This is a genomic window from Rothia koreensis (genome assembly GCF_052232265.1).
Lineage (GTDB): Bacteria > Actinomycetota > Actinomycetes > Actinomycetales > Micrococcaceae > Rothia > Rothia koreensis.
This window is the reverse complement of sequence record NZ_CP197643.1, coordinates 564489-588947: the sequence shown is the minus strand read 5'-3', so window position 1 is coordinate 588947 and position 24459 is coordinate 564489. Positions and strand designations below refer to the sequence as shown.

Sequence of the window (24459 nt, the reverse complement as noted above, 5' to 3'; positions counted from 1 at the left end):
GGTTAGGACCCATGACGGTCTGCTGAGGATCTCAGCCCAAGATGTGGAAAGAGGTTACGCAGGCTCAGTATTGGTCTTCGTGGCTGCGGATGTCTCCCGTGGGCCCGTGGGTGAGCTCGCAGACGACCTCGGTTCGGTGCATTTCATGACGCCGCCACCGGTTTCGGTGACGGGTCACACGGGGCAATATATGGTGGGAACGACGTCGATCCGGAGGATGTATGAGCGAAGAAGCCAAGGACCGTGACTGGGCCTCCCGCACCGTCCTCCCTGGTGGTTCCGAGCCGGACCCCCGGTTCACCCTCGCCAACGAGCGGACGTTTCTCGCGTGGATCCGGACTTCTCTGGCTTTCCTGGCCGGGGGCATCGCCCTGGAGACCATTGGCGACGGCGTCTTTCCCGAAGGGGTCCACCGCGCTCTGTCGATCCTGGTCATTGCCATCGCATTCCTGATCAGCCTGGGTGCCGCCGTTCGGTGGTGGAAGACCGAAAATCGGCTTCGACGAGGCAAGCCTCTGACCCTGCCCCTGATTGTTCCGCTCCTGAGCCTCGGAGGCGCGGTGGCGGCCTGCCTGATTCTCGGGATGGTCCTGGGGTGAGCGTTCACGATCGCCCCCATCCCGACGCCCCAGCCGACGCCGGCCTGCAACCGGAACGGACGGTCCTGTCATGGGGACGGACGCTCCTGGCCGTCGGCGTCGTCGGCGCCGGATTCCTGCGGTGGCTGCCGCACTTCGGTTGGTGGGTGGTCCTTCTGACCGTTCTCGCATGGGTCATCGCCGCCGCGATCCACGCAACCCAACGACGCCGCTACGGCCGCCACTCCCGCGGAGTGCGCCACGAGAGCCTGTCGGCGGACCCGGTCGCCGTGCTCTCGACCGCCGCGGCCGTCGCGGGTCTATCGCTCGCCGGCATCGCGATCGTGGTGATCACGCGCGGCTGATCTTTCGCGCCGAGGTGGCAGTCCCGTGCGTCCCTCACGCCGAAGTGGCAATCCCGTGCGTCCCTCACGCCGAAGTGGCAATCCCGTGCGTCCCTCACGCCGAAGTGGCAATCCCGTGCGTCCTTCACGCCGAGGTGGCAGTTTTGGGACCGAATCTTCGCGATTGCGTCCCAAAACTGCCACCTCGCGAGGGCCGCCGCTCACAACTGCCACCTCGCGAGGCCGGCCGCTCAAAACTGCCACCTCGGCACCCGCAGCACCATTCGGTCACCCACGGCACCAGCGGCGCCCGCAGCACCCGCGGCACCACTCGGGCGCCCGTGACGTTAGATCAGGCCGCGCAGGGTGCGCACCGCGACCGACAGGGTCGACATGCGCGGAGCGGATTCCGCTCCGAGCTCCTGGTCCAGTTCGCCCATGAGGCGCTCGATCCGCGAGGAGTGCACCGGGTGTTCGCTCTCCCACGCGTCCACGAGTCTTCTCGCCGCAACGGAGTCCGCTGGCCACGACGACGCGGCTCCCCCGCCGAGTTCTCCCTGGGTGACTTCCCGGGACACCGTGACCGTGAGCGCCGCGACCGTCTCGTACAGGTCCGACCGCAACGATGAACGCGCCAGGGTCTCCCACCGATCCTCTCGTGACAATTTGGAGACGGCGACGAGCAACCGGTCGATGTCGAACCGGTCCGAGAGGGCGTAGTACAACAGTGCGGACTCGCGGAGGTCGCACTCGGTCTCCTCGTTGAGGGTCGCGATGTCCATGAGCGGGTACACGTCGAGCAACCGAGCCCAGCGGGCGGCAAAGTCCGCGGGAATCCCCCAGGACAGGGCCTGTTCCTCGCGCTCGTCCAGGCGCTTCCGGGCGCTCGAACCGAGTAGCTCGGGGACCTCCGGGGCGAGCGCGAGCGCTGGTGCGTACCGGTCGATCACGGCCTTGATCTGCAGGTTCTCCGGGACCTCGGTGCGCAGATCGCCGGTTGCCAACGAGCCTTCGTTGATCAGCCAGCGGGTCGCGCGGTCGACGACGCGCTGGATCTCCCGGGCGATGGAACGCCAAGCGGTCGGCTCGATGTTCGCCGGCAGTTCCCGGTGGGCCGCCATGAGATCACGAATGTCGAAGAGCTCGCGGGTCACCAGGAAGGCGCTGGCCACCGTCGCCACGGAGGCGCCGGTTTCTTCGACCGCCCGGTAGGCGTAGGTGATCCCCGCCAGGTCGACCATTTCGTTGGCGACTCGGGTGCAGATGATCTCCCGACGCAGCGGGTGGTCGTCCAACTGCTCGCCGAACCGTGCGGTCACGGCCTCCGGGAAGTACTCGTCCAGGATCTGCGAGAGCCACGGATCGTTGCCGAACCCACTGGTGAGCAGCGAGTCGGAAATGTCGATCTTGACGTACGCGGTGAGCACGGCCAGTTCCGGCCCGGTGAGCCCCCACCCCTCGGCGACGCGTTCTTCCAACTCGTCGTCGGTCGGGAGGAACTCGATCGCACGATTGAGCCCCGCGGCTTCCTCGAGATGATCCATGAGGCGGGCGGCGGTCGCCGTCGTGGGCATGGTGCCCATACGTTCTGCCTGCAACAAGCCGTTCTGTTCCCGGTTGGTCTCCAGGACAAGGTTGCGGACGGCGTCGGTCTGGGCCTCGATGAACGACGCCCGCTCACCGGGGTCCAACAATCCGCGGGAGACCAGGCGGTCGACCATGATCTTGATGTTGACCTCGCGGTCGGAGGTCTCGACGCCGGCCGAGTTGTCGATCGCGTCCGTGTTGACCAGAACACCCTGGCGAGCGGCCTCGATGCGTCCGAGCTGGGTCAGGCCCAGGTTGCCGCCCTCACCGATCACGCGGGCACGGATATCGGCACCGTTGACGCGGAGCACGTCGTTCGCCTTGTCCCCGACCTGCGCATTCGTTTCGGTCGACGCCTTGGTGTAGGTGCCGATGCCCCCGTTGTAGACCAGATCCACCGGGGCCTTGAGGATGGCCGAGACCAGGTCGGCCGGGGCAAGCTGGGTGACCCTCTCGTCCAGCCCCAGGACCTTCCGGATCTCCGGGGTCAGGGAGATGGACTTCTCGGACCGGGAGAAGACCCCGCCCCCTTCGGAGATCAGGGACCTGTCGTAGTCCTGCCACGAGGAGCGCGGAAGGTCATAGAGCCGTTGACGCTCGGCGAAGGACGACGCCGCGTCGGGCGTCGGGTCGATGAAGATGTCCCGATGGTCGAAAGCGGCGACCAGGAGCGTGTGTTCCGAGCGCAGCATCCCGTTTCCGAAGACGTCGCCGGACATGTCGCCGATGCCTGCGGCCGTGAATTCCTCGTTCTGGCAGTCGATGCCCAGCTCCGCGAAATGCCTCTTGACCGATTCCCACGCCCCACGGGCGGTGATGCCCATGGCCTTGTGGTCGTAGCCCACGGAACCGCCCGAGGCGAACGCGTCACCGAGCCAGAATCCGTATTCCTGAGAGATCGAGTTCGCGAGGTCCGAGAACGCGGCGGTGCCCTTGTCGGCGGCAACCACGAGATAGGTGTCGTCGCCGTCCAGTGCGACGACGCCCTCCGGCGTCACGACCGATTCCTCTCCGTTCGCCGCGGTCACCAGGTTGTCGGTGACGTCCAGGAGCGAGCGAATGAAGAGACTGTACGCGGCCCGACCCTCGGTCATCCACGCTTCGCGGTCCGCCGCGGGATCGGGCAGCTGCTTGGCGAAGAATCCGCCCTTGGCCCCGGTCGGGATGATGACGGCGTTCTTGACCATCTGGGCCTTGACCAAGCCGAGCACCTCGGTCCTGAAGTCCTCGCGACGATCCGACCAGCGCAGGCCACCGCGGGCGATGTCGCCGAAGCGCAGATGCACGCCCTCGACTCGGGGCGAGTAGACCCAGATCTCGTACTTGGGCCGCGGCAGCGGGGCCGACGTGATCTGCTGGGGCATGAGCTTGAAGGCGATCGCCGGACCCTGCTGGTACGCGTTGGTCCGGACGGTCGCCGCCACGACCTCCGCCAGGGCCCGGAGCATCTTGTCGGCGTCGAGCGTGGGCACTTCATTCAGGGCCGCCTCGATTTCCTCCGTGATCTCTGCGCGCCGTGCCTTGCGCTGCTCCACGGTCTCCCCCGTGGACGGATCGAAGCTCGACTCGAAGAGACGCACCACCAGGCGTGTGACACCGGGATTCGCCAGGAGCGTGTCGGCCATGAAGGCGTGGGACAGCCCCGTCCCCAGCTGGACCAGGTACCGCACGTACGCGCGCAACACGGCCACCGTGTGCCACGGAAGCTTCTCCGCGAGCACCAGGCGGTCCAGCGAGTCGGACTCGGCGCGCCCGGAGAGCACGGCGCACAGGGCGTCCTCGTAGAGCTCTCCGATGTCCTCGGGGTCCACGCCGGCGGGGAAGGTCACCCCGAAGTCGTACAGGAGGAAGTCGCTTCCGTCCGCGGTCGAGAGGTCGTAGGGCTTCTGGTCGATCACGGTCAGGCCGAGATTCTGCATGATCGGCAGGAGCTCGGTCAGCGTCTTCGGTTCGCGCAGGTACGTCTTGAGGCGGTATTCCTTCTCGACGCCGTTGCCGTCCGACTCCGCGCGAGGGCGGCCGATGCGCACAGCGGCCGGGCGCTCCGGACCGGAGGTCTCGAGGGACTCGAAGATCCCGGCGTCGGCGACGGCCTCGGAAATTTCGTAGTCGGCACGGTAAGTGACCGGGGCGGCGTCCAACCAGCGCTTGGCGATGGCCGCGCCCGGGCCTCCCAGGGCGGCTTCGAGGGATTCGGGCCAGGAGCGGGTCGCGTCCTGCAGCTTCTTCTCGAGCTCGGCGACGTCGATGTCCGGAATCTGGTTCGGCTCGGACAGGCGCAGGCGCAGGAAGAGGCGCGCGAGGGCCGACGCCGAGTGCTTGACCTCGAAGTCGATCGACGCCAGGTTCATGGCCTCACGGAGGACGTTCTCGATGCGGATGCGAACACCCGTGTTGTACCGGTCGCGGGGCAGGAACACGACGGCGGAGACGAAGCGCCCGAACTCGTCGGGGCGGAGGAACAGCCTGGTGCGGCGTCGTTCCTCGAGCCCGATGATCCCGGCGAAGGTCTCCGTGAGGGAGTCCTGATCGGCTTGGAGCATCTCGAGGCGCGGGTAGTCCTCGATCATGCCCGTGAGCGTCTTGTCCGAGTGCGATCCCGGCTGGAATCCCAACCGGTTCCGGATCACCCGGGCCCTCTCACGCATCAAGGGGGCCTCCGTGGCCGGCAGGGAATAGGCCTGGAGGGAGAACAGCCCCAGGATCACGTATTCGCCGACGACGCGCCCATTCGCGTCGAAGTCGCGAATCCCGATGTAATCCAGGTATTCGTGGCGGTGGATCGTCGACCGGGAATTCGCTTTGGTCACGTAGACGATCTTGGAATCGCGCGCATTGTCCTGCGAGAGACCCGTGAGGTGCTTGACCCGGTGGTGGACCGATTCCTCGGCGTCGTCGTGCTGATCGGAGAGGATGCCGAGACCCGTGCCCGGCCGGTCGGAGATGGTCAGACCGTCGGGTCCGTCCTTGAGGTCGCGTTCCTTGTACCCGAAGAACAAGAAATTGTCCCGGGCGACCCAGTTCAGGAACTCCTGGACCACCTTGGGGTGTTCCGCCGCATCGGGGGTGTTCTGGGAATTCTCCCGACCGGGTACCGGCAGGTTGCCAACCCGTTCGGAGAGGTTCAGGACCTTGTCGCGCACGGCTTCCGCGTCGGCATCCGCATGGCGGGCGTCCCTCAGAACGGATTTCACGCTCTCGACGACGTTCTGCGCCGTGGCTTCGTCATCGCACCCGAGCAGTTCCACCGAAATCCAGGATTCGATCGCGCTCTCGCGACCGGCGGCAGACCCCAGGCTGGGCAACACGGCGGTGTCACCGCTGGCCACCTGCTGCTTGAGGTTCAGACCCCGCAGACTCTCGATCACGCCCGTCTCCTTGTTCCTGTGGACCAGGAACAAGGGGTGGAACAGTGCGTTTGAGCCGCCGTAGGAAGCAGCGATCTCTGCGGTGATCGAGGATACGAGAAATGGCATGTCGTCGGTGACGACCATGAGGATCCACGAGGCTCCGTGGTGGATGACCTCGATGTTGGTGCCATTCGGTTCGCGGGTCTCGGCCAGTTTGCGGTGCAGTTCCGCCCGTTCGACCAGTTCGGCCTCGCTGAACTCGGCGACATCGTCTCGGGTTGCGTGCTGATAGTACGTGGAGATCCAGGACTCTCCGTCCCCTCCGTCTGCTCCGTGCGTCCCCTTCGAGCCGGTGGGGCTCGCGGACTCGGGTTCGGTGGGATCGGACTGCTGGTTTAAGGGCACGTCAATTACCTTCCTCGGAAGACTGGACCACCTCGTTGTGGTCGTCTTTACCTGACCAAGGATACTCATCCCGCCTCCGGAAATTCAGCCTGGCCCGGGGCGAGTTTTGCTCTGGGCAACATTTGTTGTCCTGCCCGGTGGATGGTCCGCCTCGGGGTGTGTGCGTCGCGTGGGCGCCTCGTGGGCGCGAGGCGGGCGCGAGGTGGCAATTTCGAGCGACCTCCTTCGCCGAGGTGGCAGTTTCGTGCGGTTTCTCCGCCGAGGTGGCAATCACGTGCGTCTTCTCCGCCGAGGTGGCAATTTTGGGACTGATTTTGCTGATTTCGGTCCCAAAACTGCCACCTCGGCACGCACGGCGCACGTGGTTGCCACCTCGGCACGCACGGCGCACGTGGTTGCCACCTCGCGGGCTGGGGCGGCCGAGTTCCGGCGTCGTCGGGCGAAGCGACGCGGGGTGGGACGAGGTCGGGCGGCGTCGGCCCCCGCTCCGGACCCGCGAGGTGGCAATGATGTGCCGCCACCCCCGCGAGGTGGCAACCACGTGCGCCTGGCCGCCCGAGGTGGCACTCACGTGCACAAAACAGGCCAAAACCTGCACAAATCCGCCACCTCGGCGGAGAAACCGCACGAAATTGCCACCTCGAGCGGACTCCCCCGGGAACCCGCGTGCGGACGGCCCCTGGAACCCACGTGCGGACGGCCCTCCGGAACCCTCGTGCGGACACCCAGACACCCCGGAACCCACCCCCGGACACCCCGGGAACCCCGCCACCAACAAGCCCGCCCCGACGCCTCACGAAGGACCGGCCTCCCTCTCTTTAGACTGGTCGGATGAGCGCAGCTGCATTGGCCATGGTTCTCTCTGCCGCGGTGCTCCACGCCGTGTGGAATCTTGCCGCGAAGGCGAAGCATGGCGATTCGTACACCTTCGTCTGGTGGTATGCGGTGGTCACGGCCCTTGTCACGGCACCGGTCGGGATCGTGTGCGTCGTCCAGCACGGCGGCTGGTCCGCCTACGGTCCCGCACTCGTCTGGGCCCCGGCGGTCTCGGCCGTCATCCACATCGGCTACAACCTCGCACTCCAGACAGGGTACGATCGCGCCCCGCTCGGCGTCGTCTATCCCGCCGCCCGCGGAACGGGCCCGATACTGACGATGATCGTCGCCGTCGCCTTCTTGTCCGAGCGGCCCGGGTGGTGGGCGCTGGCGGGTGCTCTCGTGATCGTTGGCGGAATCGTGGTGACGGCCGCACCAGGCAGGAGTCCGGGGGCCGTGGACGGGTCGCGGCTGGTCGCCGGCCTCGGCTGGGGGATCCTCACTGGGGCATTCATTGCCGGTTACACCCTGTGGGACGACCATTCCGTCACCGCTCTGGCACAATCGCCCATCCCGTATTTTTCACTGTCGGCGGTCTACCAGGCGATTTTCATGACCTTTGGGCTGAATCGTTCGCGTCGTCGTCTCATGAGGGATTCGGTGAAGACGAACTGGCCCGTGATCGTCAGCATCGGAGTCCTTTCGCCGGCGGCCTACTTCCTCGTGCTGACCGCGATGCAGAGCGAACCCGTTTCCTTGGTCGCCCCCTTGAGGGAGACGAGCATCGTGGTCGGTTCGTTGCTTGCTTGGGTGGTCTTCAAGGAGTCCCGACCGGGGCGGCGCCTGCTCGGGGCGCTGCTGGTGGTGGCCGGCGTCGCCCTGATCGGTGGGTGAGGCAAGGACGACGACGACCGCCTCGCCCGCCAGCCCATTCCAACCGGCACCCTGCGGGTGGCTAGGATAAACAACGTGAACGCACGTGGATTCGACGACTCGATCGACGTCGAGAAGGAAGACCTCCGGAAGAACCCGGAGTTGTACCGCATCGGTCGGGGCGAGCAGGGTGTCCTGAAGGTCGAACCCTACAAGTCCGAGATCCTCCCCCATTGGAAATTCGCGACGCCCGAGGACGCCGAGAGATCCAGCTCAACCATCCTCGGCATGTTCGAGGACTACCTCGAGCAAAAGGACATCGTCGGCGCCGACATGGCCCGCAAGTTCCTGCAGATGGGCTACACGCGATCCCGGCGCTACGCCAAGTATCCCGGCGGAAAGAAGTACAAGGGACCCGTGCCGGAGGACAAGAAGGGCGTCAGCGGAGCGCATGGCCGTGAGCAGCGGGAACCCTCCCCCGAGGACCCCGAGAAGGCGGAGTCGGCACGCATATTCAAGAAGGCTTGGGACACGGCCCGGACCAACGAAACGTATCGACGACTCCGGAAGGCACACCAGGAAGCCTATGGATGACCGGTTCCTGCGGCGTCCGAGCGTCCCACCCGGGGCGACCGAGCGTCCCACCTGCGGCGAGCGAGCGCCCCACCTGGGGCGACCGAGTGAGGTGGCGGTTCCCCGATTCGGCAGACGTTACCGCCGTCAGGTGGGGTTTCAACCACCACCTGACGGCGGAAAACTCCTCGCAATCGGGTAACCGCCTCCCAACAGAACCGCGCGGCAGGCTTTCAGGGCTACGACGTCGCCGGCAAACCCCGCCCAATCGGGCAACCGCCACCCAACGGAACCGTGGCGGCGCACGACGTCGTCGACAACCCCCGCGAGGTGGCAATTTTGTGCGCCACGAGCCTCAGCGCCCCCGCGAGGTGGCACATTGGTGCGGTTCTGGCCGCGAATTCCGCACGAAACTGCCACCTCGCCGGCACTCACGCACGCCGGCACTCGCGCACGCACGCCGGCACGCGTGGGCGACACACGCCGCCCCGCGCGGCCTCACTCGAGCCGGTATTTCCGCGACGCCACGACCATGCCGGCCAGGTGGATCGCGAACCCGCAGGCCGGCCCCACGTAGAGGGCGATGATCGTGCGCGGCACGAGGCCCACCGGCAGGAACAGCAGGCCGACGGCGATCGCGGCGGCCACGACCCACCCCAAGATGTACATGCGGTGTGCGTTCAGGGCCAGGATGGCCGTCCCGGAGAGGACCAGCAAGGCCATGATCGCCGAACCGAAAGTCAGCGTACCCAGCAGCCATCCGTGGATGACGTCGTGGTACGCGGCCGCTTCCTCCGGCTTGGGACCGTAGATGAGGAAGAACAGCCACGGCCCGATGATCCAGGCCAGAACCGCCCCGAAGAGGCCGATCCCCAACAGTGCCGCCGACGGTTTGACCATGGCGGCCACGGGACGATGCCGTTGCTTGAGGAAGGCCGAAATGGCGACGCCCTGGAAGGCCTGCAACGGGATCATGATCGGCGAGCGCGTAATGGAGATCGCAAGAATCAGCGCACCCATGGAGATCTTCGTGTACGTCGATGCATCCGCGCCGGCGCTGGCCTTCAGGACCACCGGCAGTCCGACCATCAGGACCGCGGAGGCGGCCGAGGAGCCCATCGCGAACAGGACGTTCTGCACGAAGCGGCCGACGCCGACGTCGGCCCTCGCCGAGAACGTTTTGCGGCCTTCGGAGGTGAAGGCGGCGATCATCATCCACAGCAGGACCGGGGAGACTGCGGCCGCCTCGAGCCCGCCGATCGACCCGGCGATCAGGGCCACCGCGATCATGGCGACCAGACGCCATCCGGCCTCACCGCCGCCCAGGGCGGAGAACTGGAACCATTGGTCGCGCCCGGCGGCGGCACCACTCATGGCCGAGTGCATCGCGTACAGGCACGGTCCGATGCAGAGCATGGCCACGGCGAACCCGGTGCCGGTGGGTACTTGCCCATGCGCCCAGACCGGAGAGGTGACGGCGACCAGCAGAGCGATGACGACGCCGAATCCGCCCGCGACCGCCATGACCCGCGCCCCGGGGCGTGAGGGTCGCGCATCGCCGGCGTGCAATTGTGCGGCCCCGACCGCGCGCGTCGTCTCCTGCTGGAGGCCGGCAACGATCCCGTAGATCCCGAAGAGTGTGGACCAGAAGACCAGGAATTCCGTGACTTCTTCGCCCGCGAGCGCGTGCTTGGCGATGAAAGTGGCACCCAACGCCGAAACCGCCGAGATCATGGAGGCCAGGAGGATTCCGGTGGATTCCTTCTTGGTCACCGACCTCTGGCCGGTCGTGTTCTCCGCGGTGACTTCCGAACCGAGTCCGCTGACCTCGGGCGCTTCGCCCTCACCTGCACGCACCATGTAATGCCCTACTTGACCAGGTGGGATGCCAGGTTCTTGACTCCGCCCCAGTTCTTGGCCTGCGCCGCCTTCGGCAAGAGGCTCGCCGCGTGCAGGCGCGAGGAGACGTGGAGGCGGGCCACGGTGGCCGCCTTGGACCAACCCATGGCGCCCATTTCCTCGGCCATGGTCTCGAAGAATCGGCGCTCTTCGTCGAAGCGGGTGCCGTCCAGTGCGCGCCAGGAGGAGTCCGATGCCTTGTGGCGCCTGTACATGAAGGCCGCGGTCTCGTCGTAGAAGAGCGCGCCGCCGGTCATCGCAACGTCCATGACCAGGCACATGTCCTGGACGACGTCGAATCCTTCGCGGAAGCCAAGACCCACGATGGTCTCCGCACGCCACCCGAGCGAGGGGAAATACAGCCAGTCGCCGCGCAGGATCGAGACCGCCAGGCCCTCCCCGTCGAGAACCGTGGTCTGGTCAGGACGGTAGTACGCCTTGGTCTTCTCGACCATGGTGTTCGAGGGCGCGTTGTTCTCGTCGATCACGAAGACCCCGGGCTGGAAGATATTCGCCTCGGGGTGGGCCTCCGCGGCGTGCACGAACCAGTCGATGTAGTTCGGGAGCATGACGTCGTCGGCGCCCATGACCACCACGAGCTCGTTCTCCACGAAGCCCAGGCACTTGCGGTAGTTCCCGTTGGCTCCGAGGTTCTTCTCGTTGCGCATGTAGGTCACGCGGTCGTCGTTCAGGGACTCGAACCAGCCGGGGATCGAGTCGTCGGGGTAGCCGTCGTCGACGACGATCAACCGCCAGTCCGTGTTGGTCTGGTGCAGCACGGAGCGGACGGCCTGCTTCATCAGGGCGACGTCTCCGTAGTAGGGGAACAGAATGTCAACGGTCATGGCTTCTCCGTCGGGTCGTGGGGTTCTCCGGTGATCCGGTGGTCAGTCTTTGGTTCCGAAGGACGCGCGTTCTCGTCCCTCCGGCCATCGGTCCCAGCCGCGCTGGACCCGTGGGTCTCTATCGTGTGGGGCTCCCCGGTGGCGTCCACCTGGATGATCGGCATCGACGACGTCGGGTTGCGATTCCTCTCCACGTTCTCCAGTTGGCGGTTGAGCAGGGAACGCTGGATCGCGGCCTCCTCGGCCAGGACCCGGGTCTCGTCCTCGAGCCTCGAGATCTCGAGGGAGAGGTGCAGGCACACCCCCAGGAGCAGAACCAGTCCGATGAGGAACAGCAGATTCACGGGCGTTACCACGCCCACGAGCGAGGCGAGAGAGTCCAGGAGTCTGGGGAAAATCATCAGGACCGCAATCACGACCGCCGTGAGGAGCCACAGGGCCGCATACTTCTCACGCAGCTTGAGGTTCCTGACCAGGCGGATCACGGCGATGACGAGGATCAGCCCGAGAACCAGGAAGAATATGGATGCTGTATTCACTCGTGGCCTCCCTCGGCGTCGTTCAGGGAAATACGTTTGCGCGTCATCGAGATGAAGAACGCGAACATCGACCTGACCAGGTAGATCGCGGACTTCCACGGGTTGTTGGACGGTGTTCCGGCTTGCCTTTCCCTCATCTCGACCGGGACCTGCGTGACCGATAGGCCGGCGCGAAGGGCCATGGCCAGAGAGTCGACGGTGTCCCCGAGGTATTCGGCGGGGAAATACCGGCAGTACTGGGCGATCGCGCGGCGGTTGGCCGCCCGGAAGCCGCTGGTGACGTCGGTGAGTCGGGTCTTGGCCACGCGGGAGAACATCCCGGCGAGCATTCCCATGGCCCACCGGCGGGGGCCCTTGGCCTTGTACGTGCCTCGTTCGGCGAATCGGGCGCCAATGGAAATGTCGGCCTGCGCCAGGCCTTCGAGGACCCGTTCGATGTCGCGGGGGTCGTGCTGGCCGTCAGCGTCCACCTGGATCGCCCGGTCGTAGTCCAGGCGCTGGGCGTATTTGAACCCCGCGCGCATCGCTCCCCCAACGCCCATGTTGTAGGGCAGTTGCAGAACGCTCGCGCCCGCGGCGCGCGCAATGCGCGAGGTGTCGTCCGTCGAACCGTCGTCGACGACCAGCAGGTCGTAGGCGGGCATGGTGGACTGAAGCTCACGGATCGTCGACCCGATGACTTCTTCCTCATTCCATGCGGGCATGATGATGAGGCAGCTCAACGTGGGGTGAGCGTCTGGAATTTTAGCCATAGTGGTCCTTAGCCTACCGGTTGCGCCCTGGAACTCCCTGAGGACCGGCGAAGAATACGTGTGGGACCGGGCACCCGATGCGATTCGGTTCTCGTGACTCGCGCACAGAATGGCATGCGCCCGAGGGTCAGCCCCAGACGGTCAGGACCTGTCCGCTCTCGACGCCTTCGACCGACCGGACGAAGGCCTGAACGACGTCTTCTGCCGGAACCTGTTTGAAGCCGGGGAAGGCCGAGTGGTATCCAGTGGCCTCCTTCAGAACGGTCGGGCTGACCGCGTTGATGCGCAGCCCCCGGGGAAGCTCCGACGCCGCAGTGACCACGTAGGATTCCACGGCACCGTTCGCCACGGCCGATGCCACGCTTCCATGGATCGGGACCGTGGTCAGGATGCCCGAGATGAGCGTGAAGGAGCCGCCATCGGCGACTCGCTTCATTCCTTCGGTGACGACGTTGATCTGGCCCATGGCCTTGCTCCGAAGCCCGTCCTCGTAGTCCTCGGCCGAGAGCTCCGTGACGTGCTTGAACGGTGCCGCACCGGCGCAGCACACGACGTCGTCGACGTGCCCGATCCTCTCGAACAGGGCACGGACGGAGTCGATGTCCGACATGTCCACGCGTTCGTCGCCGTTCCGCGAGGCCCGAATCACCTCGTGGTTCTTGGACAGTTCGTCTGCCACCGCGTGCCCGATGAGCCCCGAGGCTCCTACGACGAGAATCTTCCGTGTCATTCTCCGCTTCCTTCCTTCAGCATTCCGTTGAGTGCCTCGAGGCTACGTGCCGGATGTCGGCGGGTCCGCTGGCCCACCGTGCCGCCGTCCTTCGCCCGGGGCGGAATCGCCGAGACCGCGATGCTCCCCTGAATCCGCTCCCCGCGCCGACCGGATCGACGAGGTCGGCCCGATCGACGAATCAGTCGCACGCCGTGATCTTGAGCAACTTGGCGTCCCCGGATTGGTAGACGGGGATCGCCACGCCGCTCTCCTCCAGGTTCTGCAGACCCTGGAACGCGCCCGAGTGGTCGCCCTGGTTGACCTCGTCGGTTCCGAAGTCCAGGACGTACTTGGCGTCGTCGTCCTTGACGGCCTGGCAGACCTTCGGGTCCTGGTTCGCCTGGTTGAGGGAGCCGTCGAAGATCTTCGCGTTGTCGGTGGGTGTGTAGAGCGTGTGTGCGGCCGTGACGTGCCGGTCGGCCAGGGCGTAGGCGAGTGCCCCGCCCGTCCACGGGTTCACGATGACGGTGTCCTCGTCCGGAACGTAATCGTCGATGTGATGGATGACGTCGAGTTCGTCGCTGTCGACCAGCTGGGCGTCCTCGGAGGCGTAATAGCTCCAGTAGGACGCGTTGACCATGTCGTTGAGGGGCCGGGCGAACTGCGTGAGCGCAAGCGCCAGGATCACGGTGAGGGCCGAGACGACGCCAAGCACCTGCGGTCCCCGGTGCTTCCACCGCTCGACCACGGCCGAACCCATCAGGGCCTGCGTGATGCAGTGGATGCCGATCAGGGCCAGAGGCACCGCGGCCACGGGCAGCAGGGCCGCCAGACGGTAGGGGTCGTTGTACCAGACGCCGGTCGCCCACATCCGGTCCTGGTCCCACTGGAGCCAGCGCACGCAAATGTAGTAATAGATCAGCACCCCGTAGACGAGGGCGAGCCAGACGTTGCGTCGGGTGTAGAGGACCACGAGGGTGCCCAGGATCGCGAGGATCGAGAGCACCCACTGCGCCTGGGTGAGGCTCAGGGGGCTGTTGAGCAGAGCCTCGCCGAAGGCCTGGGTGTCCGAGGTCGCCGGGCCCCACGTTGCGGCCCCGGCCTCCGGTCGGACGATGCCCCACAGGTACCAGATGAGCCAGAGTCCCGCGGCAATCAGGATGACCTGGACGATCACGACGCCGACGCTCGTCCTGCGGTTCGCCGCGCGCCAGATCTGCACGGCCCCGCGCACCAGAAGAATCGGGACGGTCATGATGACCAGGGACATGGCGGCGTTGGGGTGAGCGAATCCGATGCCGAGCGCCACCACGATGCCGAGGAGGATCGATTGGATCGTGGTCACCCTGCGAATCGCCGAAACCCGCAGCACGTTGATCAGGAGCCCGAGACCCGCCGGGATCAGCGCGATACCCAGGAAGTTCGGGTAGAGCACCCCGAAGTACATCAGCAGGACCGGGAACGCCGCGAAGCCCGAGAGGACGGCGCCGGCCGTGAGCACGGTCGGAAGGTTGAACCGCATCATCGATCGCATCAGGTACAGAACCGACAAGGGCCAGACGACGACGGCGACCGTCACGATCATGGCGTTGGTGGCCATGGGGATCGAACCCTGTCCAGTGGACATGAAGACCAAGGACACGACGTCGTGCCAAGCCGCCGGGTAGAACGTCGGTGCACCCCCGCCCGCGGTCATTGCGCTGACCGTCAGGGACGAGGCGTTGTGTTGCTCGACGATGTACCGGATGACGTTGAGATGGAAATTGTTGTCGAAGGTCTGGGAAAACCGGCCCGGTGCGCCGATGGCATTCGTGATGGTCCGGAGCATGACCAGGGCTGCGATGACGAAGGATGCCCAGTAGGCGAGTTGGCCCCGCGAGAACCACCGGGCCGGCACCAAGTCACCGCCGAGACGCCCGGGGCCGGTCCAACGGAAGGAGCCGCGGGAGGACGCCGATTCGTCCGTTCCCGCCTCGGAGTTCCACGGGGCCTGTTCGACGTCGTCGTGGCCCGCAGAACCAGCGTGCTTTTTTCTGCCTCGGGGCCTCGAACGGACCGGGTAGTCCTCGATCCGGGCGGCCCTGAATCCCCACGCGATGAGCCCGAAGACGAGTGCCGTCACGATTCCGCCCGCGAACGGGACCCAGAGGGCCCACCCGATCCCAGCGATGGGGGCAAGTACGGCGCTGACGGCGATCAGGCCGATCGACACCGCGGGAGCCAGTGCGACCGCGTCGAATCCGCGCATGCGAACGGCGAGCGTGACCAGGAGGCCCGGCACGATCAGCAGAATGATGCAGACGGCCAGGGCGGGGACGAGGCTCAACCATTCCATGGACTCCATGGCTCCGATCAGTAGTGGTGCATTTCGAGCAAACTCCAACAATCCTAGTAGCTTCGCCAACGTGCGGTTGCCGGGTCATCGTGAAATATCTAACCGCCGGGGTCAGCCGCAGGCGGTGACCTCCAGAAGCCTCGCGTTCCCGGTCTGGTACACGGTCTGGGCGACGCCGGTTTGCTCGAGTCCGCGCAGGCCGCCGTAGACGGAGGCGTGATTGACGCCGTTCATCTCGCGGGTGCCGAAATCCAGGACGTAGTACCCGCGGACGTGCTGGACGTCCTGGCACACGTTGGGGTCCACCAGGGCGGTGTTCAGCGTCTTGTCCAGCCGATCGATCTCGGGGGTGCGCGTCTCGAGGAGGTGGTAGGAACTGACTTTCTGCCCGGTCAGCGCATAGGCCAGAGACCCTCCGGTCCATGGGTTGACCATGAGTGTGTCGTCGCGCGGAACGTAGTCGGGGACGTGGTGAAGGACGTCGAGTTCGTCCGAGGTCACCAGTTCGGAGCTCGGCGTGGTCTCGAATCGCTCGTGGGCGAGGGCGCGGCCTTCCTTCATGGAGTCTGCCGCGAAGATCGGCACGGACACCGCAACCACGGCAACCAGCCCCAGAACGATCTTGGCCGTTTGGGCGAGGGCGGGCCGAGCCTTGGGGCGGGGAGGCATCCAACCTTCCGCTTCGCCCTCGAGTGGCCGGTGCACGCCCACGGCCCGCCACCCGGAGATGCTGGCGTAGAGGTCCTGGACGGCCCAACCGACCGCGATGGCAATCATGGGGATTCCGATGACGGGGAACAGGGCCGTCAACCGATACGGATCGTTGTACCAGACGCCCGTGAGGGCATCCCTCCATTCCCAGGGCATCGATTCGACGGCTATGTACAGCACCACGAGGATCGCGTAAGCAAAAACCATCCACGCGTGACGCCGGAGGTACAGAAGAACCGCGGCGCTGACGACGATGAACCCGACGATCACCCAGGAGATGCTGTACCCGGAGGGCGCCAGGCTCAGTGCATCCAGCACGGACCCGGATACCGGAATCTGCTTGATCGTCTCGGGCTGGAAGGTCTTCGGACGAAGCATCGTCCACACCACGGGCACGGCCGCGAGGCATACCAGGAGAAGCAGGATTTCCGGGATCGGATGCCTCCGCCTCTCCGGAGCGGCGGGCAGGGAGCGGCTTCCCGTGGATTTGAGCATCCCGGCGACCAGGGACGTGATCCGCGCGATCGTCGCGGGGACGGCGACGGCGATCAGGGAAACGATCGCATTCGGATGCGAGAGGGAAATCCCGATTCCTGCGATGGCACCCAGGGTCAACGCTTGAGGGCGGAGAAGTCGGGAATCGGGTCCGCCGCGCAACGCCCAGACCACGAGCCCCAGACCTGCCGGGACGGCGGCGTTGCCCAGGAGGTTGGGGTACAGGATCCCGTAGGTCTGGAGCAGGACCGGGAAAACCACGAACGCCCCCGAAAGGGCTCCGGCCACGAGCCAGGAGTAGCGGTTGCGGGTGAGCGAGCGGATCAGGAACATGATGCTGATCGGCCACACGAGCGCCGTGGTGCAGAAGGTGACCACGTTCGTGGCCGCGGGGACGGAGATGCCCGTCGTCGTCACCAGGATCGCACCGAGGGAATGCCAGACCGAGGGCTAGAAGAATCCGGGCGACCCGCCGGCATTCAGGGTGCCGACGAATAGCGGGGACGCGTTCCCATGGTCGGCGATGTACCGAACGGCGTTGAGGTGGAACGTGTTGTCGAATGCCTGGGAGAAGTGTTCCATTCCCCCGGTGATGTGGCCCGTCTGCCAGATGCCGACGGCGACGCCGAAGGCCAGCCCAATCCAGGCCGCGCCCGAAAATTTCCGATTGCCGATGACGGGCAGGGCCGCCGTGATCGTCGATTGGGGTTCGGGCTCCCTACCACCGAGACGACGACGGTAGGTCGGGCGAACGATCAGGGCCAGGATGGCCGCGAGGACCACGGCGAAGCCGAGGGGCATCCACCAGCCCCATCGGAGCCCCAGCTGGCCACCGATCAAGGCGCTCGAGCCCAGGCAGAACAACGACACCACCGGGGCGAGGGCCAATGCGTCGAATCCTTGGACCTTGGTCGCCCAGGTGATCAACAACCCAGGTATGACAAGGCACAAAGCGCTTACGACGAAGGCAAGGACCACGTAGAACTCCGAGGATCATCAGACGAACCGGGCATCGGCCCGGACTGAGCTAAAGTACACCAACGCTCTGGACAAAACGGATGAAGCACCTCAAGAAAGTATAAGCGTGAGTCGCGGCCCCTCGGCGCGGGACCGGGATGCGTCACCGTGCCGTTGGATACCGTGGATATATGAACTCAGAATTCGCCGACCACGCGCGCCCGAACCGGTCCGCTCACGACCTGGATGTGCACCGCGGACATTGGCTCGACCTGGACCCCAGGACCACGTACGGGCTCGCGCGGCTGCGGTATGAGGTCTTCACGATGGGACAGGGCATCACGTCCGAGCAGGACCTGGATGGTGCCGACCTCGACCCGACAACGACCACGTACTGGGTCGAGGACGAGGGTGTGCCCGTAGCGACCTTGCGGGTTCTGCGGGGCCCGTCAGGGCTGCCCGCTATTGGACGGGTGGCGACGTCGCCCACTCACCGGGGGCGCGGCCTCGCGGGATCGTTGCTCCGCGCGGCCGTAGCGGATCACGACGGCGAGACGATCGACCTGCACGCCCAGGCATATCTCGAGAACTGGTACGAGCGGTTCGGGTTCACGCGATCCGGCGATCCCGACGTCGAGGCGGGGATCCCGCACGTCCCGATGCGGCGTCGGGTGTGATCACCCCACCGACCCGCACCGACACCCACACACCGGGTACCAGCCCGGGGCTCGGGGCCGGGGGCCGGCAAAAACCCCTTAAACAAAAAAGGGGGGAGTGAGCACACACACAAGGAGCAAAAACCCCTCGCGCACGTACGCACTCCCCCAAAGAATATTTTCGGCGGCGACCTACTCTCCCACACACCTTCCGGGTGCAGTACCATCAGCGCTAAGAGCCTTAACTACCGGGTTCGGAATGAGACCGGGTGTACCCCTCTTGCCATAACCACCGAAAAAACCAACCACACACACCAACCCACACAACACGCGGGACTGGCATGGTGAAAACCAATCAAACAACACACCCACAACAGGTTGTTGTTTCAAAACCATACAGTGAACACGAACACACAACAATCATCTACAAACCCTCGCAGCAACCACCCAACAGCCCCACCACAAAGCGGGGAGTGTATTGTGTATAAACCTTCGGCCTATTAGTACCGGTCAACTCCACCAGTCTTCAGTCCTGGCTTCCATACCCGGCCTATCAACCCCGTCATCTACAGGGAGCCTCACACCCACAAAAGGGGCAAGGAGAACTCATCTCGAAGCAAGCTTCCCGCTTAGATGCCTTCAGCGGTTATCTTTCCCGAACGTAGCCAATCAGCCATGCACCTGGCGGTACAACTGACATACCAGAGGTTCGTCCGTCCCGGTCCTCTCGTACTAAGGACAGGCCTCCACAATTCTCCAACGCACGCAGCGGATAGGGACCGAACTGTCTCACGACGTTCTGAACCCAGCTCGCGTGCCGCTTTAATGGGCGAACAGCCCAACCCTTGGGACCAACTCCAGCCCCAGGATGCGACGAGCCGACATCGAGGTGCCAAACCATGCCGTCGATATGAACTCTTGGGCAAGATCAGCCTGTTATCCCCGAGGTACCTTTTATCCGTTGAGCGACGGCCATTCCACAATGAACCGCCGGATCACTAGTCCCGACTTTCGTCCCTGCTCGACCTGCCAGTCTCACAGTCAAGCTCCCTTGTGCACTTGCACTCAACACCTGATTGCCAACCAGGCTGAGGGAACCTTTGGGCGCCTCCGTTACTCTTTAGGAGGCAACCGCCCCAGTTAAACTACCCATCAGGCACTGTCCCTGACCCAGATCATGGGCCGAGGTTAGACATCCAATATGACCAGAGTGGTATTTCAACAACGACTCCACCACGACTAGCGCCGTAGCTTCACAATCTCCCACCTATCCTACACAAGCCACACCGAACACCAATACCAAACTATAGTAAAGGTCACGGGGTCTTTCCGTCCTGCTGCGCGAAACGAGCATCTTTACTCGTACTGCAATTTCGCCGAGTTCATGGTTGAGACAGCAGGGAAGTCGTTACTCCATTCGTGCAGGTCGGAACTTACCCGACAAGGAATTTCGCTACCTTAGGATGGTTATAGTTACCACCGCCGTTTACTGGGGCTTAAATTCTCCGCTTCGACCCCCAAAAAAAGGGGCCTAACGAGTCCTCTTAACCTTCCAGCACCGGGCAGGAGTCAGTCCGTATACATCGTCTTGCGACTTCGCACGGACCTGTGTTTTTGATAAACAGTCGCTTCCCCCTGGTCTCTGCGACCCCTACACGCTCACCACCGCACGGGCAGCTCACGCTCAAGGTCCCCCTTCTCCCGAAGTTACGGGGGCATTTTGCCGAGTTCCTTAACCATGATTCTCTCGAACGCCTTAGTATTCTCTACCTGATCACCTGTGTCGGTTTAGGGTACGGGCAACTAGAACCTCACGCCGATGCTTTTCTCGACAGCATAGGATCACCGGATCCCCCCACAATAAGGGGTCCCATCACATCTCAGGCACACGGGCCGCGCATTTAACAACGACCAACCCTACATGCTTAGACCACGACAACCACCGCGTGGCCCGGCTACCTTCCTGCGTCACACCCGTTAATGCGTTTACCGCCCCGGATCAGGTCCCGTGCAGGCACGCACCAGCACTCCACAAGGAAGCACACAGCACGACCCGGACGGTTAGTATCACCGGCTTGGTATGGACGGTCCTTCGTCGGTACGGGAATATCAACCCGTTATCCATCGACTACGCCTGTCGGCCTCGCCTTAGGCCCCGACTAACCCAGGGAAGATTAGCTTGACCCTGGAACCCTTGATCATTCGGCGGATACGTTTCCCACGCATCATTCGCTACTCATGCCTGCATTCTCACTCGCGTACACTCCACCATACGTTCACACGACAGCTTCACCGCAGTACACGACGCTCCCCTACCCAACACCACAACGGTATTGTCACGACTTCGGCGGTGTGCTTGAGCCCCGCTACATTATCGGCGCAGAATCACTTGACCAGTGAGCTATTACGCACTCTTTCAAGGATGGCTGCTTCTAAGCCAACCTCCTGGTTGTCTCAGCAACTCCACATCCTTTCCCACTTAGCACACGCTTAGGGGCCTTAGTCGATGATCTGGGCTGTTTCCCTCTCGACAATGAAGCTTATCCCCCACTGTCTCACTGCCGCGCTTACACTTGCCCGCATTCGGAGTTTGGCTGACGTCAGTAACCCGTAAAGGCCCATCAGCCAACCAGTAGCTCTACCTCAGACAAGCAACACACGACGCTGCACCTAAATGCATTTCGGGGAGAACCAGCTATCACAGAGTTTGATTGGCCTTTCACCCCTACCCACAGCTCATCCCCTCCATTTTCAACTGAAGTGGGTTCGGTCCTCCACGCGCTCTTACACACGCTTCAACCTGGCCATGGGTAGATCACTCCGCTTCGGGTCTAGACCGTGCCACTGATACGCCCTCTTCAGACTCGCTTTCGCTACGACTACCCCACACGGGTTAACCTCGCGACACAGCACTAACTCGCAGGCTCATTCTTCAAAAGGCACGCCATCACACCACAACGATGCTCTGACGGCTTGTAGGCACACGGTTTCAGGTACTATTTCACTCCCCTCACGGGGTACTTTTCACCATTCCCTCACGGTACTGATACACTATCGGTCACAAGAAAGTATTCAGGCTTACCAGGTGGTCCTGGCAGATTCACACGAGATTCCACGAGCCCCGTGCTACTCGGGAACACACACAATGCCAGTACCATGGTTTCGACTACGGGACTCTCACCCACTCCGGTCCACCATCCCAGATGATTCGCCTACCACAACACTGCACACCACCAGCCAGACAAGAACCAGTAAAAGTGCGCCCCACAACACCCGTGATGCAACCCCTTGCCGGTATCACACACCACAGGTTTAGCCTCATCCGCGTTCGCTCGCCACTACTAACAGAATCATTATTATTTTCTCTTCCTGAGGGTACTGAGATGTTTCACTTCCCCCCGTTCCCTCCACACACCCTATACATTCAGGTGCGGGTCACTGCCCTTGACAAGCAGCGGGGTTTCCCCATTCGGACACCCTCGGATCACAGCCCAGTTATCGACTCCCCGAGGCTTATCGCAGATTCACACGTCCTTCATCGGCTTCTTGTGCCCAGGCATCCACCGTGCGCCCTTAACGATTTACACACAAATGATCACCACAAAGGCATTCACATAAACAATCACCAGGGAACCCACCCACAACAGGCAGGAACCCCAAGATGCTCGCGTCCACTATATAGTTCTCAAACAACAACCCATCACACCACACCAAACACCCCCAACCAGGAGGCACCCAGCACGGCGCACAGGCACCAAGACAACAACCACACGGCTCATTGCCTCAAAACCCAACAGTGCACTCTGCCCAGCCACACAACAACACCACAACGATGCCACCATGCAACCACTGAATATCGCATTCCACCCATGAGCAAACCACCCGCACAACACTCGTGCACGGACATGGCCAACCAAAAGTTGAGCTCCTTAGAAAGGAGGTGATCCAGCCGCACCTTCCGGTACGGCTACCTTGTTACGACTTAGTCCCAATCGCCAGTCCCACCTTCGACGACTCCCCCCACAAGGGTTGGGCCATCGGCTTCGGGTGTTACCAACTTTCGTGACTTGACGGGCGGTGTGTACAAGGCCCGGGAACGTATTCACCGCAGCGTTGCTGATCTGCGATTACTAGCGACTCCGACTTCATGGGGTCGAGTTGCAGACCCCAATCCGAACTGAGACCGGCTTTTTGGGATTAGCTCCACCTCACAGTATCGCAACCCATTGTACCGGCCATTGTAGCATGCGTGAAGCCCAAGACATAAGGGGCATGATGATTTGACGTCATCCCCACCTTCCTCCGAGTTGACCCCGGCAGTCTCCTATGAGTCCCCACCACAACGTGCTGGCAACATAGAACGAGGGTTGCGCTCGTTGCGGGACTTAACCCAACATCTCACGACACGAGCTGACGACAACCATGCACCACCTGTACACCAGCCCCGAAGGGAAACAACATCTCTGCTGCGATCCGGTGTATGTCAAGCCTTGGTAAGGTTCTTCGCGTTGCATCGAATTAATCCGCATGCTCCGCCGCTTGTGCGGGCCCCCGTCAATTCCTTTGAGTTTTAGCCTTGCGGCCGTACTCCCCAGGCGGGGCACTTAATGCGTTAGCTACGGCGCGGAAAACGTGGAATGTCCCCCACACCTAGTGCCCAACGTTTACGGCATGGACTACCAGGGTATCTAATCCTGTTCGCTCCCCATGCTTTCGCTCCTCAGCGTCAGTAACAGCCCAGAGACCTGCCTTCGCCATCGGTGTTCCTCCTGATATCTGCGCATTTCACCGCTACACCAGGAATTCCAGTCTCCCCTACTGCACTCCAGCCTGCCCGTACCCACTGCACACCCGGGGTTGAGCCCCGGGCTTTCACAGCAGACGCGACAAACCGCCTACGAGCTCTTTACGCCCAATAATTCCGGACAACGCTTGCGCCCTACGTATTACCGCGGCTGCTGGCACGTAGTTAGCCGGCGCTTCTTCTGCAGGTACCGTCACTTTCGCTTCTTCCCTGCTGAAAGAGGTTTACAACCCGAAGGCCGTCATCCCCCACGCGGCGTCGCTGCATCAGGCTTGCGCCCATTGTGCAATATTCCCCACTGCTGCCTCCCGTAGGAGTCTGGGCCGTGTCTCAGTCCCAGTGTGGCCGGTCACCCTCTCAGGCCGGCTACCCGTCGTCGCCTTGGTAAGCCATTACCTCACCAACAAGCTGATAGGACGTGAGCCCATCAAGAACCAGTACAAACCCTTTCCACCAGCACCCCATGCGAGGACTGGTCGTATCCGGTATTAGACCCAGTTTCCCGGGCTTATCCCAGAGTCCAAGGAAGGTCACTCACGTATTACTCACCCGTTCGCCACTCATCCACCAGGTGCAAGCACCCAGCTTCAGCGTTCGACTTGCATGTGTTAAGCACGCCGCCAGCGTTCGTCCTGAGCCAGGATCAAACTCTCCGTTAAAAAACAAAAAGAAAAACCCGTGGCCCAACAAAATAAAACCCCAACAGGCCACCATCACGGAGGTGACAGCACCACGCCTGCCAGGCAATGTTGAAACCAACAAGAATTCAAAAAACTTGGTACAACATTCAAACAAAGCACACTATTGAGTTCTCAAACAACAAACCACACACCAACCAACCCCACACAAAAAATGAGGAAAAACCAGTGCCGGTCGCACCACCACGAAAAACCATCGCGGCAACTTCTCCAACCTACCAGAACCAAACCCAGCCCGCAAACCGAACCCGAACCCCCTACCCAGCCCACCAGACCACGACACACAGCCGCACCCAGCACACCAGGCAAAAGAATGAAGAAAAACCTTCGAGAACAGTCACGCACCAAGACCAGAACCGGAAGAACCTGTCAGAACAAGCCCCCGAGCCTCGCGGCGACAACAAAAGACTCTACACACCACCACCACCAAACACCAACCCACACCCGAGTGAAACACAACACAAACCACACAACCCCACCACCACAAGGAAAAACAGCCCGGAATGAGTTGAGCGGCCCCGGCGTTGAAC

The 24459-nt window shown here is 63.3% G+C and carries 12 protein-coding genes, 3 rRNA genes and 1 pseudogene; 5 read left to right on the top strand and 11 right to left on the bottom strand.

Features of this window, described 5'->3' with window-relative positions:
- Positions 1-221: 221 nt before the first annotated feature.
- On the top strand, positions 222-599 hold the full coding sequence (locus ACTSLZ_RS02570) for a YidH family protein (protein ID WP_129316364.1): 378 nt from the start codon (positions 222-224) through the stop codon (positions 597-599).
- Positions 596-943, top strand: coding sequence for a DUF202 domain-containing protein (locus ACTSLZ_RS02565; protein ID WP_178980510.1), 348 nt, complete (start codon positions 596-598; stop codon positions 941-943). The genes ACTSLZ_RS02570 and ACTSLZ_RS02565 overlap by 4 nt, the downstream gene beginning before the upstream one ends.
- 326 nt (positions 944-1269) lie before the next feature.
- On the opposite strand, the gene ACTSLZ_RS02560 is transcribed toward ACTSLZ_RS02565, so the two are convergent.
- Positions 1270-6264: an NAD-glutamate dehydrogenase gene (locus ACTSLZ_RS02560; protein ID WP_443095612.1), complete on the bottom strand. Its 4995-nt coding sequence runs from the start codon at positions 6262-6264 to the stop codon at positions 1270-1272.
- An 831-nt stretch (positions 6265-7095) separates the two neighbouring features.
- Between ACTSLZ_RS02560 and ACTSLZ_RS02555 the strand changes: the two genes are divergently transcribed.
- Together ACTSLZ_RS02555 and ACTSLZ_RS02550 are read left to right on the top strand one after the other, a co-directional pair.
- Complete coding sequence (locus tag ACTSLZ_RS02555) at positions 7096-7974, top strand: EamA family transporter (RefSeq protein ID WP_443095611.1); 879 nt, start codon at positions 7096-7098, stop codon at positions 7972-7974.
- A gap of 75 nt (positions 7975-8049) precedes the next feature.
- Complete coding sequence (locus ACTSLZ_RS02550) at positions 8050-8547, top strand: DUF4385 domain-containing protein (protein WP_443095610.1); 498 nt, start codon at positions 8050-8052, stop codon at positions 8545-8547.
- A gap of 477 nt (positions 8548-9024) precedes the next feature.
- Here the strand turns inward: ACTSLZ_RS02550 and ACTSLZ_RS02545 are convergent, their stop codons facing one another.
- From ACTSLZ_RS02545 to ACTSLZ_RS02515, 7 genes and pseudogenes are all read right to left on the bottom strand, one after another.
- Positions 9025-10386 (bottom strand): hypothetical protein, encoded by a 1362-nt coding sequence (locus ACTSLZ_RS02545; RefSeq protein WP_443095609.1) that lies wholly within the window; start codon positions 10384-10386, stop codon positions 9025-9027.
- An 8-nt stretch (positions 10387-10394) separates the two neighbouring features.
- Entirely contained in the window at positions 10395-11270 is an 876-nt protein-coding gene (locus ACTSLZ_RS02540) for a glycosyltransferase family 2 protein (RefSeq protein ID WP_129316519.1), read from the bottom strand.
- The gene (locus ACTSLZ_RS02535; protein WP_129316517.1) at positions 11267-11809 is read right to left on the bottom strand and encodes a DUF2304 domain-containing protein; all 543 of its coding nucleotides are present in this window, start codon (positions 11807-11809) and stop codon (positions 11267-11269) included. Before ACTSLZ_RS02535 ends, ACTSLZ_RS02540 begins: the two co-directional genes overlap by 4 nt.
- Positions 11806-12561, bottom strand: coding sequence for a glycosyltransferase family 2 protein (locus tag ACTSLZ_RS02530; RefSeq protein ID WP_238692467.1), 756 nt, complete (start codon positions 12559-12561; stop codon positions 11806-11808). Before ACTSLZ_RS02530 ends, ACTSLZ_RS02535 begins: the two co-directional genes overlap by 4 nt.
- Positions 12562-12688: 127 nt before the next feature.
- Entirely contained in the window at positions 12689-13291 is a 603-nt protein-coding gene (locus tag ACTSLZ_RS02525) for a short chain dehydrogenase (RefSeq protein ID WP_443095608.1), read from the bottom strand.
- Between the two features lie 181 nt (positions 13292-13472).
- Positions 13473-15608: a DUF6541 family protein gene (locus tag ACTSLZ_RS02520; RefSeq protein WP_443095607.1), complete on the bottom strand. Its 2136-nt coding sequence runs from the start codon at positions 15606-15608 to the stop codon at positions 13473-13475.
- Positions 15609-15719: 111 nt separating this feature from the next.
- Positions 15720-17792: pseudogene (locus ACTSLZ_RS02515) on the bottom strand (DUF6541 family protein).
- Between the two features lie 170 nt (positions 17793-17962).
- Here ACTSLZ_RS02515 and ACTSLZ_RS02510 point away from each other — a divergent pair.
- On the top strand, positions 17963-18448 hold the full coding sequence (locus tag ACTSLZ_RS02510) for a GNAT family N-acetyltransferase (protein ID WP_443095606.1): 486 nt from the start codon (positions 17963-17965) through the stop codon (positions 18446-18448).
- A 158-nt stretch (positions 18449-18606) separates the two neighbouring features.
- Here ACTSLZ_RS02510 and rrf read toward each other — a convergent pair.
- The 3 genes from rrf to ACTSLZ_RS02495 all read right to left on the bottom strand — a co-directional run bounded on the left by rrf (position 18607) and on the right by ACTSLZ_RS02495 (position 23890).
- Positions 18607-18724 (bottom strand): 5S ribosomal RNA (rrf, locus tag ACTSLZ_RS02505).
- A 183-nt stretch (positions 18725-18907) separates the two neighbouring features.
- Positions 18908-22014 (bottom strand): 23S ribosomal RNA (locus tag ACTSLZ_RS02500).
- Between the two features lie 346 nt (positions 22015-22360).
- A 16S ribosomal RNA gene (locus ACTSLZ_RS02495) occupies positions 22361-23890 on the bottom strand.
- Together the 16S, 23S and 5S rRNA genes form the textbook arrangement of a ribosomal RNA operon.
- Positions 23891-24459: the final 569 nt, after the last annotated feature.